Raw genomic sequence first — 14910 nt, 5'->3', positions numbered from 1 at the left:
ATCCGCCAAAGGTCTGGTACCGATGCCCAAATCAGCAAACCGCTTTCCGCGCCTGCCGCGCATCCCTGCGGTCGATCCCCAGGAATCGGAGCAGGCCTGGCAGAATGCCCCGCAACTGCTGGCCGCACTCAACGGCGCGAAGCTGGGCGCCTGGCTTTGGGATATCGAGAGCGGCCGGGTCAGCTGGTCACGGGGCACCCAGGCGCTGTTCGGTTTCGACCCCCAGCGCCCACTGCCCAACGATGTCGACTACCTCGACCTGCTGCCCGATGAAGACCGTGCCCGCACGCGCCAGGCGTTCCAGGCCGTGGTCAATGGCGAACCCATCGAGCAGGCCATGCGCCACCGCATCCGCTGGCCGGACGGCAGCGTGCACTGGCTGGAGATCAACGGCAGCCTGACCCACGACGTCCACGGTCGGCGGCAGATGATCGGGGTGATCCGCGAAATCACCCGCCAGCGCGAGCGGGAAACCGCACTGATCAACTCGGAAAAGCGCTTCGCCACCCTCTTCCACCTCAGCCCCAACGCCATCCTGCTCACCCGCCGCCATGACGGCCTGATCATCGAGGTCAACCAGCACTTCGAAGACATGTTCGGCTGGCCCGGCGCCCACGTGGTCGGCAAGACCAGTGTCGAGCTGGGCCTGTGGGTCAACCCCGAGCAGCGCCACCAGGTGCTGGAGGCCACCCGCGCCGGCAGCGGCCCGCTGACCATGGAGGTGCAGTTCCGCGCCACCAGCGGCAAGGTCCATGACGGCATCCTGTGCACCCAGGGCATAGAACTGGAAGGCATCACCTACCTGATCAGTACCTTTGTCGACACCACCGAGCGCAAACGCGCCGAGCAGGCGCTCAAGGACAGCCAGGAGCGCCTCGACCTGGCGCTGGACTCGGCCCAGCTGGGCACCTGGGACTGGCACATTCCCAGCGGCATGCTCTATGGCTCGGCCCGCGCCGCCCAACTGCACGGGCTCGACCCGGTGCCGTTCCACGAGTCCTTCGATGCGTTCTTCGAAGGGGTGCCCGAACACGAACGCAACTCCATGCGCCAGGCTTACCGCAGCCTGCGCGAGGGGCCGGCCGGCAACTACCAGATCACCTACCAGGTGCAGCTGGATAACGGCGCCACGCGCTTTATCGAAAGCCGCGCGCGGCTGTACCGTGACGAGCAGGGCAAACCACTGCGCATGGCCGGCACCCTGCTGGACATCACCGACCAGGTAGAACGCGAACAACGCCTCACGGCCTCGGAAGAAAAATTCGCCAGCCTGTTCCAGGTCAGCCCGGACCCGATCTGCGTGACCCGCCAGGACACCGGGCAGTTCATCGAGATCAACCCGGCCTTCAGCCAGACCTTCGGCTGGAGCGCCGAGCAGGTGCTGGGCCGTACCGCCGAGCAGTTGGGCCTGTGGGCCGAGTCGGCCGAGCGCGCCCAGCGCATCGAACGGGTGATCCGCGACCAGGCCCTGAGCAATGTGGCGATCGGGGTCAACCACCGCAACGGCGGGCCCTTGACCTGCGTCATTTCCAGCCGCCTGATCAGTGTCGACGGCCAGGCCTGCAGCGTCACCACCCTGCGCGACATCACTCAGCAGCAGCGGGCCGAGGCGGCGCTCAAGGCCAGCGAGGAGAAATTCGCCAAGGCGTTCCATTCCAGCCCCGACGCCATCACCATCACCGAGCGGCGCAGCGGCCGCTACCTGGAAGTAAACGATGGATTCTGCCGGCTGACCGGCTACAGCGCCAGCGAGGTGGTGGGCCGCACGGTCTATGAACTGGGCATCTGGGCAGACGACAAGCAACGCAGCGCCCTGCTCAACGAGCTCAAGGCACGCGGCCGGGTCCATCACCGCGAGATGCTCGGGCGCAACAAGCGCGGCGACATTCTCACCGTGGAAGTGTCGGTGGAGCCTATCAGCCTCAACGAAGTCGACTGCCTGTTGCTCACTGCACGGGATGTCAGCCTGCTGAAAAACGCCCAGGCGCAGATTCGCCACCTGGCCTACCACGACCCGCTGACCAACCTGCCCAACCGCGCCCTGCTGATGGACCGCCTGAGCCAGCAGATCGCCCTGCTCAAGCGCCACAACCTGCGCGGCGCATTGCTGTTCCTCGACCTCGACCATTTCAAGCACATCAACGATTCGCTCGGCCACCCGGTGGGCGACGCCGTGCTGAAGATCATCACGGCCCGCCTGGAGGCCAGCGTGCGCCTCGAGGACACCGTGGCACGCCTGGGCGGCGATGAGTTCGTGGTATTGATCAGCGGCCTGGAAGGCAGCCGCGAACTGGTGGAAAGCAAGGTCCGCGAGCTGGCCGACACCCTGCGCGAACTGCTGGCCGAACCCATGTCGCTGGATGGCCAGCGCCTGCAGGTGACACCCAGCATCGGCGTGGCGCTGATCCCGGACCACGGCGCTACCCCCGCCGACCTGCTCAAGCGCGCCGACATCGCCCTGTACCGGGCCAAGGATTCCGGGCGCAATACCACCCAACTGTTTCACACCACCATGCAGAAGGCCGCCAGCGAGCGCCTGCGCATGGAGAACGACCTGCGCCTGGCGCTGGCCCGCGGCGAGCTGGCCCTGCATTTCCAGCCCCAGGTCGATGCCCGTGACAACCACATCGTCGGCGCTGAAGTGCTGTTGCGCTGGCACCACCCGCAACTGGGCCAGCAGCCGCCGGCACAGTTCATCCAGGTGCTCGAGGAGAGCGGGCTGATCCTGGAAGTGGGCAGCTGGATCCTCGACGAAGCCTGCGACGCCTGCGCGCGCATGCTCGAGGACGGGCTGATCGACGCCGACGATTTCAGCCTGTGCGTCAACATCAGCCCCCGGCAGTTCCGCCAGAACGACTTTGTCGCACGGGTGCTGCGCAGCCTCGACGATTACCGCCTGCCGCGGCACATGCTCAAGCTGGAGATCACCGAAGGCATCGTCATCCAGAACCTGGAAGACACCATCAGCAAGATGCGCGAGCTCAAACGCTTTGGCGTCAGCTTCGCCATGGACGACTTCGGCACGGGCTACTCGTCACTCACCTACCTCAAGCGCCTGCCGGTGGATGCACTGAAGATCGACCAGACCTTCGTGCGCGACGCGCCGGTTGACCCGAATGATGCCGAGATCGTTCGCGCCATCGTCGCCATGGCGCGCAGCCTGGGCTTGGCAGTTATCGCCGAAGGTGTCGAGTTGACCGAGCAACTGGAGTTTCTGGAACGGCTCGGCTGCCACCTGTACCAGGGCTACCTGCACAGCCGGCCGCTGCCGCTGCCGGAGTTCCGGCAGATGCTGCTGGAGGCGCCGGCGGATTATTGAGTGGTGCACCCGAGGTTCATCTAACGCCGTGGGAGCGGGCTTGCCCCGCGATTGCGGTATGAGATCCAACATCGCAATCGCGGGGCAAGCCCGCTCCCACAGGGCCTTTTGATTGCGCTATGCAGGGCACAGCAAAAAGGGCACCCGAAGGTGCCCTTTCGTTCATCCCGTCCGAACTCAGTTCAGCGCAGGCTTGTCGCCATTGATCGGGATGCGCTTGGCCTTGGCTTCTTCCGGCACCACGCGCAGCAGTTCGATGCTGAGCAGGCCGTTGGCCAGGCCTGCGCCCTTGACCTCGATGTGGTCGGCCAGGCGGAACGACAGCTTGAAGGCGCGCTGGGCGATGCCCTGATGCAGGAAGGTGACGCCTTCATTGCCGTTATCGCGCTTGCCACCGGACACGGTCAGGACGCCTTTTTCGACCTGCAGGTCGAGGTCCTGTTCCTGGAAACCGGCAGCGGCAACCACGATGCGATAGTGGTCTTCACCATGCTTTTCCACGTTGTAGGGCGGGTAGCTGCTACCGGCCTCGTTGCGTGCTGCAGCTTCAAACAGGTCGTTGAAACGGTCGAAGCCGACGGAGTTGCGGAAAAGGGGTGCGAGAGAGAAAGCGGTAGTCATGGTCATAAACTCCTGAGATTCAGCAAGTAAGTCACTACGCGACCCGACTTCGGCATCGCGTACTCAAAGAGATATGGCCGGGCAAAACGCTTTCAAGGGCCCTTCAAAAAAATTTTGCTGACGTGCAAACGCAATCGCGGGGCAAGCCCACTCCCACTAAGTGGACTGCCCCCAAGGGTTGGATTGGTGTCCAACTTCTTGGGGGCAGTCCAAAGTATCCCTCGTGGGAGCGGGCTTGCCCCGCGATAGGGGCGGATCAGGCGACGCAGGCTTCGGCAAACGACGCCTGACACCCCAACAAGCCACTGATCCGCTGGCAATCATCCTCACGCCGCAACTCGGCGAACAGCAGCACCGCCTCGGGATAACCCCGGGTCAGCATCGCCAGCCACTGTTTCATGCGCCCCGGCGCATAGCGCGGCGACAGCTTGGCCTGCGCCTGTCGCCAGAACTCGCGCAGCAACGGCAGCAGCTCGTCCCAGCTCATCGGCTGGTAGTCACGGCCATCGCGGGCAGCCGCGATCTGCAGGGCCAGGTCCGGGCGCGACACCAGGCCGCGACCAAGCATGATGTCCTCGGCGCCGCTCACTTCGCGGCAGCGTCGCCAGTCGTCGACTGTCCAGATCTCGCCATTGGCGAACACCGGCACCTTGACCACATCCTGCACCCGCGCCACCCACTCCCAGTGGGCCGGTGGCTTGTAGCCCTCGACCTTGGTCCGCGCATGCACCACCAGGTGCGCCGAGCCGCCTTCGGCCAACGCCGTGGCGCACTCCAGCGCGCCATCCGGGCTGTCAAAGCCCAGGCGCATCTTGGAGGTCACCGGGATATGCGCCGGCACGGCGCGGCGCACCTCACGCACGATGGCATGCAGCAGCTCCGGCTCCTTGAGCAGCACCGCCCCGCCACGCGATTTGTTGACGGTCTTGGCCGGGCAGCCGAAGTTCAGGTCGATCACCGGCGCCCCCAGCTCGCAGGCCAGCGCCGCGTTCTCGGCCAGGCACACCGGGTCCGAGCCGAGCAGTTGCACACGCATCGGCACGCCGGCCGCGGTGCGCGCTCCCTGGCGCAGTTCCGGGGCCAGTTTGTCGAACGAGGATTCCGGCAACAGGCGATCGCAAACGCGGATGAACTCGGTGACGCACCAATCGATGCCACCCACCCGGGTCAGGACGTCGCGCAGGATGTTGTCGACCAGCCCCTCCATCGGGGCCAGGGCAATTTGCATGTGAGGGTCTCAGGGCGCAAAAGGCGGCAGTCTAGCAAAAATCCGCCGCTTTTCAGTTGCCGATCAGCGCCGCGCCATAGCCGTCGAGGAACTCCGCCGGCATGCGCCTGGGTTTGCCAGTGGACAGCTCGATGCAGGCGAAGGTGGTGTGCGCGCGTAACAGGGTGACGCCGTCGCTCGGGCGCTTGAGCTGGAAACGCCGGGTCATGCGCAGGCGCTGGTCCCAGTCGACGATCCAGGTGGCCAGTTGCAGCTCGTCATCCTCGTAGGCGGCAGCGAGGTAGTCGATCTCGTGGCGCACCACGGCCATGGCCCGGTCCAGGCGACGGTATTCGGCCAGGTCCAGCCCCAGGCGCTGGGAATGGCGCCAGGCGCAGCGTTCGAGCCAAGTGACGTAGACCGCATTGTTGGCGTGGCCGAGGCCATCGATGTCCTCATTGCCGACGCGAAGGTCGATGGTGAATGGTGCCGCCAGATCCCAGCTCATGCCCGCTCCTGGTTGTTCGTGAACGGGCAGAGTGTAACGGATGCTCAGGCGCTTTGTCGGGCGCGCTCATTGGTGCGCGCCAGCAGTTCGAGTACCGCTTCACCCAGCCGCGGGTCGGCCAGCACGCGCACGTGGCCACCTTCTTCGAGCAAAAGCAGGCGGCTGTCGAACCAGGCCTTGTGAATGACCTGCGATTCACCAGCCGGCACCAGCACATCATCACTGGCATGCACCACTAGGCCCGGCAGGTCCAACTGATAACCGGTGACATCCAGGCGCGCAATCTGCACGCCGATATCACGCTCGACCTGGCGAATGAAGGCCGCCCTGGCCCGTGCCGGCAACCCCAGATGCCGGGCGAAGCCGCGCATCACCCCCAGCAACCGGGCTGGCGCGGCAATACTCACCGCCGCTTCGGCACGCAACCCCCACTGCAGCGCCAGCAGCACGCTGGCGCCACCCATGGAATGCCCAATCACCGCGCGCAGCGGCGGCAACTCGGCTGCGGCCTCCAGCAAGGCGCGGGCGAACAGCACCACGTGGGCCTGATGCCCTGGCGAGCGTCCATGGCCCGGGCCCTCCAGCGACACCACGGTATGCCCGGCAGCGACCAGGGTTTCGATCAGTGCGGCGAACTGGGTTGGCCGCCCTTCCCAACCGTGCATCAGCAACACGGTCGGCCCTTGCCCCCAGCGCAGCGCCGACAGCCCGAAGCGCAGAGTGATGCGCTCGGCGCGAGCCAACAGCGGCAGTTCCCAGTCCCTCGGTGGCAGGGTGCGTGGGCTCATGAAGGCGCGGCGCATTTTGCCGGCAACGTGCTCAGGGGCCAGGTGGCCGAGGGTGCCGTTGACACCACGAATCCAGCTCAGGGTATTCATCGCCATGCTCCAGGAATGAACGTGCTCAGATCACCGCCGATTTGGCGGCACGCAGGATACGATCGGACAGCTCGCCAGTGCCCAAGGCCCGCGCCACTGCCAGACCACCCACCATCAGGGCGAAGTCGGCCAGGGCCTTGTCCATGTCTTCGGGGCGGTCGACCATCTGCGCGGTCATCAGCTCGATGTGCTCCACCAGAACCTCACGGAAAGCCTCTGGCAGGCGCTGCATTTCGCTGAGTGCATTGGGTAGCGGGCAGGCCGCCACTTCTGCGTCACGGTGCTTGCGCGAAAGATAGAAAGCGGCAACCAGCGCACGACGGCCAGCACCGTCCAGGCTCGGGTCGACCCCGGCGAGCAAGGCCCGGCGCTCGGCCAGCAACTGGCTGAAGGCCTCCAGCATGAGCTCATCCTTGCTGTCGAAATGGGCGTAGAAGCCACCCACGGTCAGCCCGGCGGCGCCCATGACCTGGCTCACACTGGGCTCGGCCGGCCCGTGCTGGATCAACGCGCCACGCGCCGCTTCAAGAATGCGTTCGCGTGTCTTGCTCTTCTTGTCGCTCATGGCTCACCTCAAAATATTATGATCGACATATTATGCCTATCATATTTCAAGGCAAGCAAAATCTGCGGCGAGCAAGCGGCCGGCAGCAAATTCTCAAGGAGCAGAAAAAACAAAAGGCCCATTCAATAATCGAATGAGCCTTATAAGTCCCGCAAAACGCGGGTAAAAAAATGGCGTCCCCTAGGGGACTCGAACCCCTGTTACCGCCGTGAAAGGGCGGTGTCCTAGGCCACTAGACGAAGGGGACGTAACCTTCGTGCCGATCCGTATTCACGAATCGCGGCGAATTGGTGGAGCTAAGCGGGATCGAACCGCTGACCTCCTGCATGCCATGCAGGCGCTCTCCCAGCTGAGCTATAGCCCCGAGGTAAAACAAAAGGCTCACCCAATTATGATGAGCCTTTCAACTCCCGCAAAACGCGGGTAAAAGTGGCGTCCCCTAGGGGACTCGAACCCCTGTTACCGCCGTGAAAGGGCGGTGTCCTAGGCCACTAGACGAAGGGGACGTAACCTTCGTGCCGATCCGTTTTCACGAACCGCGGCAAATTGGTGGAGCTAAGCGGGATCGAACCGCTGACCTCCTGCATGCCATGCAGGCGCTCTCCCAGCTGAGCTATAGCCCCAGATTTCTAGCCTCTCGGCCCAGCGACATGATCAAACATCGCTTGTGCAAAACTGGCGTCCCCTAGGGGACTCGAACCCCTGTTACCGCCGTGAAAGGGCGGTGTCCTAGGCCACTAGACGAAGGGGACGAACCTTCTTACCTTCAAGACCCGGTTGCTGGACCCGGTCTTGCTTACCGGCATTGCCGTTAAGCGGAATTTGGTGGAGCTAAGCGGGATCGAACCGCTGACCTCCTGCATGCCATGCAGGCGCTCTCCCAGCTGAGCTATAGCCCCACAATGTCGCTTTGAACCGAAGCGCTGGCTGGGTGCCTGGCGTTTCGTTTTCGTTCATCGCTGTGGACGGGGCGCATATTAAGTTCCGATTGCAGGGCTGTCAAACGAATTTTTGAAATTATTCAAAAAATTTTTCACAGATAACAATCACTTACCGCCCTGCCCTGCTCTTCGATGCAAACAAAGTCCCGTGGGAGCGGGCTTGCCCCGCGATCGCGATGGTCAATGCGACATCGCAATCGCGGGGCAAGCCCGCTCCCACGAAAGCAAAAGCCGCTATCAGGCGATATTCGCCAGCAGCTTTTCCCACTCTTTGTTTTCTTTCTTCGACACGCCGCCCAGCAGGTCCAGGGCCTGGCGCAAACGGTAGCGGGTCAGGTCAGGGCCAAGGATTTCCATGGCGTCGAGCACCGACACCGAGCTGGCCTGGCCAGTGATGGCGGCGAACATCAGTGGCATGGCATCGCGCAACTTGAGCTCCAACGACTCGACCACTGCCTGGATGCAGGCGGTGATGCGGTCTTTCTCCCACTGGCGCAAGCTTTCCAGTTTCCACAGGATCAGCTGCATCACCTGGCGTACTTGATCAGACGACAGCTTCTTGCTTTCGAACAACTTGGCGTCAAGCTTCAACGCGCCTTCGAAGAAGAAGCCACCCAGCGGGGCAACCTGGCTGAAGGTTTCAACCCGGCCCTGCACGTGCGGGGCGATCTTCATCATGTAGTCGCTGTTGAAGGCCCATTTCTGCAGGCGCGCGGCGAACTCTTCCACCGGCAGTTCACGCAGCCACTGGCCGTTGAGCCAGGACAGCTTCTCGATGTCGAAGATCGGGCCGCCCAGCGAGATGCGCGACAGGTCGAAGTGCTCGACCATCTCTGCCAGCGAGAACTTCTCGCGCTCGTCCGGCATCGACCAGCCCATGCGGCCCAGATAGTTGAGCATCGCTTCGGGCATGAAGCCCATGCGCTCGTAGAAGGTGACCGAGGTCGGGTTCTTGCGCTTGGACAGCTTGCTCTTGTCCGGGTTGCGCAGCAGCGGCATGTAGCACAGCTTGGGCTGCTCCCAGCCGAAGTACTCGTACAGCTTGATCAGCTTGGGCGCCGAGGGCAGCCACTCTTCACCACGCAGTACATGGGTGATGCCCATCAGGTGATCGTCGACCACGTTGGCCAGGAAGTACGTCGGCAGGCCGTCGTTCTTCATCAGCACCTGCATGTCCATGCGGTCCCACGGGATCTCGACATCGCCACGCAGCATGTCCGGCACCACGCAGATGCCTTCGCTCGGCACCTTCATGCGGATCACGTGCGGCTCGCCGGCCGCCAGGCGGCGCTGCACTTCCTCATCGCTCAGCAGCAGGGCGCGACCGTCGTAGCGCGGGGTCTCGCCGCGGGCCATCTGCTCGGCACGCATCTGCTCCAGCTCTTCGGCGGTGCAGAAGCAGTAGAAGGCGTGGCCTGCATCGACCAGCTCCTTGGCGTACTTGGCGTAGATTTCGCCACGCTCGCTCTGCCGGTACGGGCCGTGCGGGCCGCCGACGTCCGGGCCTTCGTTCCATTCGATGCCGAGCCAGCGCAGGGCGTCGAAGATCTGCTGTTCCGACTCGCGGGTGGAGCGCAGCTGGTCGGTGTCTTCGATACGCAGGATGAACTCACCGCCGTGCTGCTTGGCAAAGCAGTAGTTGAACAGGGCAATGTAGGCAGTGCCGACATGGGGGTCGCCAGTGGGCGATGGCGCGATACGCGTGCGAACGGTGGTCATGGAGAGTCTCGAACGAAGATTCAAACAAAGGCGGGATGTTAGCAGGGAGCGGGCACTGGGCTCCAGCAATGGCGCTTTCGTCACTTGTGACGATGCCGCTTGCGGCTGTTAAATTTGCTTACACTTCTGGAACCATAGTCCTCATGCCCGCCCAACTCAAACGTCGCCTGCTGATCTTCATCACCCTGGTCGCGCTGATCGCCCTCGCCTTCCTCGCCCACTGGTACTTCAAGGGGCGCTTCTTCGAGAGCACCGACAACGCTTATGTACAGGGCGAGATCACCCGCGTATCCAGCCAGCTCGGCGCGCGCATCGATGAAGTGAAGGTGGAAGACAACCAGCACGTCGACAAGGGCGACCTGCTGGTGCGCCTGGAAGTCGCTGATTTCGAACTGGCCGTGGCCCGCGCCCGCGCCGCATTGGCCACCCGCGAAGCGGAACTGGTGCAGGCGCAGAGCCGGCTGGCCCAGCAAGGCAGCCTGATTGCCGCCGGCCAGGCCCAGGTGGCCGCCAACCAGGCCACCCTCGACCGCTCGCAGCTCGACCTCAACCGCGCCCAGGCCCTGCGCAAGCCCGGCTTCGTTTCCGAAGAGCGCGTCACCACCCTCTCGGCGGAAAGCCATGTCGCCCGTTCCCAGGTAGACAAGGCCCAGGCCGACCTCAAGGGCCAGCGCCAGCAGGTCGATGCCCTGAGCGCCGAACTCAAGCGCCTCGATGCGCAGATTGCCAATGCCCGCGCCGACCTGGCGCAGGCCGAAATCAACCTGACCCGCTGCGAGATCCACGCGCCGATCAGCGGCACCATCGGCCAGCGCAGCGCGCGCAACGGCCAAGTGGTGCAGGCCGGCGCCTACCTGCTGTCGATCGTTCCGGACCAGGACATCTGGGTGCAGGCCAACTTCAAGGAAACCCAGATCGGCAAGATGCACCCCGGCCAGCGTGCCGAACTGCTGTTCGACAGCTACCCCGACACCCCGATCGAAGGCCGCGTCGACAGCCTGTTCGCCGCGTCCGGGGCACAGTTCAGCCTGCTGCCGCCAGACAACGCCACCGGCAACTTCACCAAGGTGGTGCAGCGCATCCCGGTCAAGCTGACCTTCGCCGCCGACAATCCGCTGCATGGCCGCATCCGCCCGGGCATGTCGGTGACGGCCACCGTCGACCTGCGCAGCCAGGACGACAGCCGCGATGGCCGGTGACCAACTGCTGCGGCCCAGCGCAGAGCCCACCCGGCGCGACTGGATCGCGGTGATGAGCGTGATGCTCGGCGCCTTCATGGCGGTGCTGGACATCCAGATCACCAACTCTTCGCTCAAGGACATCCAGGGCGCGCTGTCAGCCACCCTGGAGGAAGGCTCGTGGATTTCCACCTCTTACCTGGTGGCCGAGATCATCATGATCCCGCTGACCGCCTGGTTGGTGCAGCTGCTGTCGGCCCGGCGCCTGGCGGTGTGGGTGTCGCTGGGTTTCCTGGCCTCGTCGCTGCTGTGCTCGATGGCCTGGAACCTGGAAAGCATGATCGTGTTCCGCGCCCTGCAGGGCTTCACCGGTGGCGCACTGATCCCGCTGGCGTTCACCCTGACGTTGATCAAGCTGCCGGAACATCACCGCGCCAAGGGCATGGCCATGTTCGCCATGACCGCCACCTTCGCCCCGTCGATCGGCCCGACCCTGGGTGGCTGGCTGACCGAAAACTGGGGCTGGGAGTACATCTTCTACATCAACATCCCGCCAGGGCTGCTGATGATTGCCGGGCTGATGTACGGGCTGGAAAAGAAAGAAGCCCACTGGGAGCTGCTGAAAAGCACCGACTACGCCGGCATCGTGAGCCTCGGCCTGGGCCTGGGCTGCCTGCAGGTGTTCCTTGAAGAGGGCCACCGCAAGGACTGGCTGGAATCCAGCCTGATCGTCGGCCTGGGCAGTGTCGCCCTGGTCAGCCTGATCCTGTTCGTGATCCTGCAGCTGTCCCGCCCGCACCCGCTGATCAACCTGCGCATCCTCGGCAACCGCAACTTCGGTTTATCCAGCATCGCCAGCCTGGGCATGGGTGTGGGGCTGTACGGTTCGATCTACCTGCTGCCGCTGTATCTGGCACAGATCCAGGGCTACAACGCCCTGCAAATCGGCGAGGTGATCATGTGGATGGGGGTGCCGCAGCTGTTCCTGATTCCACTGGTGCCGCTGCTGATGAAGGTGATCTCGCCGAAGCTGCTGTGCGCCTTGGGCTTTTGCCTGTTTGGCGTGGCCAGTTTCAGTTCGGGGGTGCTCAACCCTGACTTCGCCGGGCCGCAGTTCAACCAGATCCAGGTGATCCGCGCCCTTGGCCAGCCGATGATCATGGTGACCATCTCGCTGATCGCCACCTCCTACATCCAACCTCAGGATGCGGGCTCGGCGTCGAGCCTGTTCAACATCCTGCGCAACCTCGGCGGCGCGATTGGCATCGCCTTGCTGGCGACCTTGCTGGATGCGCGGGCCAAGGTTTACTTCGACTACTTGCGTGAAGCACTGGTGCCGAGCAACCCGCAAGTGGCCGAGCGCCTGGCGCAACTCACCGAGCGGTTGGGCAACGACACCGCGGCGCTGGGCAAACTCAGTGAGATCACCCACCAGCAGGCGATGATCATGGCCTACAACGATGCCTTCCACTTCGTCGGGATCGGGCTGGCGGTGAGCATGCTGGCGGTGTTGTTGACGCGCAAGTTGCCGCAGGGGTTGAAGGCAGGGGAAGCGCACTGACGGACGCCAGACATGGGTAATGCGCTGGCTTCTTCGCGGGTAAACCCGCTCCCACACACCTTGCACATAACCTGTGGGAGCGGCGGTTCGGCGCCCCGATTTACCCGCGAAGAAGCCAACACCGATACAGGCTGCTCAACTAGCGATCAGGCGCTCGCGCAGCTTGCCGATCTCGTCGCGCAACTGCGCGGCAGCCTCGAACTCCAGGTCGCGGGCGAACTGGAACATCTTCTCTTCCAACTGCTTGATACGCTTGGTGATCTCGGCCGGAGTCTGCAACTCGACTTCGTAACGCCCGGCCTCCTCCGCCGCCTTGGCCATGCCCTTGCGCTTCTTGCTGCGCGCACCGGGCACGGTGGCACCTTCCATGATGTCGGTGATGTCCTTGACCACCCCCTTGGGCACGATGCCATTGGCAGTGTTGAACGCCACCTGCTTGTCCCGGCGCCGCTCGGTCTCGTCGATGGCGCGCTGCATGGAACCGGTGATGTTGTCGGCGTAGAGGATTGCCTTGCCGTTGAGGTTGCGCGCCGCACGGCCAATGGTCTGGATCAGCGAACGCTCGGAACGCAGGAAGCCTTCCTTGTCGGCATCGAGGATGGCCACCAGCGACACTTCCGGCATGTCCAGGCCTTCGCGCAGCAGGTTGATGCCCACCAATACGTCGAAGGTGCCCAGGCGCAGGTCGCGGATGATCTCCACCCGCTCGACGGTGTCGATGTCCGAGTGCAGGTAGCGCACCCGCACATCGTGATCGGCCAGGTAGTCGGTGAGGTCTTCGGCCATGCGCTTGGTCAGGGTGGTGGCCAGCACCCGCTCGCCCAAGGCGACGCGCTTGCCGATTTCCGACAGCAGGTCGTCGACCTGGGTTAGCGCAGGGCGCACTTCGACCTGCGGGTCGACCAGGCCGGTGGGGCGCACCACCTGCTCGACCACGCGCCCGGCGTGCTCGGCTTCGTAAGGGCCGGGCGTTGCGGACACGAAGATGGTCTGCGGGCTGACCGCCTCCCACTCGTCGAAGCGCATGGGGCGGTTGTCCAATGCCGATGGCATGCGGAAGCCGTACTCCACCAGTGTTTCCTTGCGCGAGCGGTCGCCTTTGTACATGGCGCCGACCTGGGGTACGGAAACGTGGGATTCGTCGATCACCAGCAGTGCATCCGCCGGCAGGTAGTCGTACAGCGTGGGTGGCGGCGCTCCGGCCGGGCGCCCGGAAAGGTAGCGCGAGTAGTTTTCGATGCCGTTGCAGTAGCCCAGTTCGAGGATCATCTCCAGGTCGAAGCGGGTGCGCTGCTCCAGGCGCTGGGCCTCGACCAGCTTGTTGTGCTTGTGCAGGTACTCCAGGCGCTCCTTGAGCTCTTCCTTGATGCCCTCCACCGCTTCGAGCAGCGTTTCGCGCGGCGTGACGTAGTGCGACTTGGGGTAGAAGGTGAAGCGCGGCAGCTTGCGGATCACCTCGCCGGTCAGCGGGTCGAAGGCGGCGATGTTCTCCACCTCGTCATCGAACAGTTCGATGCGGATGGCCTCCAGGTCCGATTCGGCCGGGAACACGTCGATCACATCGCCGCGCACACGGAAGGTGGCGCGGGCGAAGTCCATCTCGTTGCGGGTGTACTGCAGCTCGGTCAGGCGGCGCAGCAACGCACGCTGGTCGAGTTGGTCGCCACGGTCGACGTGCAGGACCATCTTCAGGTACGCCTCGGGGCTGCCCAGGCCATAGATGCACGATACGGTGGTGACGATGATCGCGTCGCGCCGCTCCAGCAGCGCCTTGGTCGCAGACAGACGCATCTGCTCGATATGGTCGTTGATCGAGGCGTCCTTCTCGATGAAGGTGTCCGACGACGGCACGTAGGCCTCGGGCTGGTAGTAGTCGTAGTAGGAGACGAAGTACTCGACCGCGTTGTTCGGGAAGAACGCCTTGAACTCGCCGTAAAGCTGCGCCGCCAGGGTCTTGTTCGGCGCCAGCACCAAGGTCGGGCGCTGCACCTGCTGGATCACGTTGGCGATGCTGAAGGTCTTGCCCGAGCCGGTCACGCCCAGCAGCGTCTGGTGCGAAAGCCCGGCCTCGATGCCTTCGACCATCTGGCGGATGGCCTCGGGCTGGTCGCCGGCCGGCTGGAATCGGGTGACGAGCTGGAACTCGGACATGACGGACCTCGTGAATGTCGCGGCAACTGTAAATTTAGCCAGTAGTCTATACGCAAATGCGCCCGCCGGGCGCGGCTTTCAAGCCTGGCCCGGCAGCACCTATGGCAATGGACCGGGCAATTCGACCAATGGTCGAAAAATATTTGCGCAAACAGCCGGAAAAGCTGCGCCAGACTGTCGCAGTGACCGGTCGGTATCACTATACTGACTCCCCGTTTGTGCACCGCTTCAGTGCATTCGGCTGGAGCGTGGCAACCCCTTT

The 14910-nt window shown here is 63.9% G+C and carries 10 protein-coding genes and 6 tRNA genes; 3 read left to right on the top strand and 13 right to left on the bottom strand.

From position 1 onward, the window contains the following. The first annotated feature begins 22 nt into the window (after window positions 1-22). Window positions 23-3319, top strand: coding sequence for a PAS domain S-box protein (locus LOY51_RS08175; protein ID WP_125463252.1), 3297 nt, complete (start codon window positions 23-25; stop codon window positions 3317-3319). Window positions 3320-3496: 177 nt separating this feature from the next. Here the strand turns inward: LOY51_RS08175 and LOY51_RS08170 are convergent, their stop codons facing one another. The 12 genes from LOY51_RS08170 to gltX all read right to left on the bottom strand — a co-directional run bounded on the left by LOY51_RS08170 (window position 3497) and on the right by gltX (window position 9758). Further along, window positions 3497-3940, bottom strand: a complete 444-nt coding sequence (locus tag LOY51_RS08170; RefSeq protein ID WP_110996452.1) for an Hsp20 family protein — start codon at window positions 3938-3940, stop codon at window positions 3497-3499. Window positions 3941-4196: 256 nt separating this feature from the next. Continuing rightward, the gene (locus LOY51_RS08165) at window positions 4197-5168 is read right to left on the bottom strand and encodes a tRNA dihydrouridine synthase (protein ID WP_125463251.1); all 972 of its coding nucleotides are present in this window, start codon (window positions 5166-5168) and stop codon (window positions 4197-4199) included. 52 nt (window positions 5169-5220) lie between these two features. Next, window positions 5221-5655: an acyl-CoA thioesterase gene (locus LOY51_RS08160; RefSeq protein WP_125463250.1), complete on the bottom strand. Its 435-nt coding sequence runs from the start codon at window positions 5653-5655 to the stop codon at window positions 5221-5223. A gap of 44 nt (window positions 5656-5699) precedes the next feature. Next, window positions 5700-6533 (bottom strand): alpha/beta fold hydrolase, encoded by an 834-nt coding sequence (locus tag LOY51_RS08155; protein WP_125463249.1) that lies wholly within the window; start codon window positions 6531-6533, stop codon window positions 5700-5702. Window positions 6534-6558: 25 nt separating this feature from the next. After that, the gene (locus LOY51_RS08150; protein WP_110996448.1) at window positions 6559-7098 is read right to left on the bottom strand and encodes a TetR/AcrR family transcriptional regulator; all 540 of its coding nucleotides are present in this window, start codon (window positions 7096-7098) and stop codon (window positions 6559-6561) included. A gap of 171 nt (window positions 7099-7269) precedes the next feature. Further along, window positions 7270-7345, bottom strand: a tRNA-Glu gene (locus tag LOY51_RS08145). 41 nt (window positions 7346-7386) lie between these two features. After that, a tRNA-Ala gene (locus LOY51_RS08140) sits at window positions 7387-7462 on the bottom strand. Between the two features lie 66 nt (window positions 7463-7528). Further along, window positions 7529-7604, bottom strand: a tRNA-Glu gene (locus tag LOY51_RS08135). A gap of 41 nt (window positions 7605-7645) precedes the next feature. After that, window positions 7646-7721: transfer RNA gene (locus LOY51_RS08130), tRNA-Ala, on the bottom strand. Window positions 7722-7774: 53 nt separating this feature from the next. Beyond that, window positions 7775-7850 (bottom strand) — tRNA-Glu (locus LOY51_RS08125). 71 nt (window positions 7851-7921) lie between these two features. Beyond that, a tRNA-Ala gene (locus LOY51_RS08120) sits at window positions 7922-7997 on the bottom strand. A 279-nt stretch (window positions 7998-8276) separates the two neighbouring features. Next, window positions 8277-9758 (bottom strand): glutamate--tRNA ligase, encoded by a 1482-nt coding sequence (gltX, locus tag LOY51_RS08115; RefSeq protein ID WP_125857910.1) that lies wholly within the window; start codon window positions 9756-9758, stop codon window positions 8277-8279. Window positions 9759-9901: 143 nt separating this feature from the next. Between gltX and LOY51_RS08110 the strand changes: the two genes are divergently transcribed. Together LOY51_RS08110 and LOY51_RS08105 are read left to right on the top strand one after the other, a co-directional pair. Further along, complete coding sequence (locus tag LOY51_RS08110; protein WP_125463247.1) at window positions 9902-10957, top strand: HlyD family secretion protein; 1056 nt, start codon at window positions 9902-9904, stop codon at window positions 10955-10957. Further along, entirely contained in the window at window positions 10947-12497 is a 1551-nt protein-coding gene (locus tag LOY51_RS08105) for an MDR family MFS transporter (RefSeq protein ID WP_508134342.1), read from the top strand. Before LOY51_RS08110 ends, LOY51_RS08105 begins: the two co-directional genes overlap by 11 nt. 135 nt (window positions 12498-12632) lie before the next feature. Here the strand turns inward: LOY51_RS08105 and uvrB are convergent, their stop codons facing one another. Then, window positions 12633-14648: an excinuclease ABC subunit UvrB gene (gene uvrB / locus LOY51_RS08100; protein WP_125857909.1), complete on the bottom strand. Its 2016-nt coding sequence runs from the start codon at window positions 14646-14648 to the stop codon at window positions 12633-12635. Window positions 14649-14910: the final 262 nt, after the last annotated feature.

This window comes from Pseudomonas sichuanensis (assembly GCF_024749065.1).
Lineage (GTDB): Bacteria > Pseudomonadota > Gammaproteobacteria > Pseudomonadales > Pseudomonadaceae > Aquipseudomonas > Aquipseudomonas sichuanensis.
Note: the sequence above shows the minus strand (reverse complement) of the source record. Positions and strands in the feature narration are given on the sequence as shown.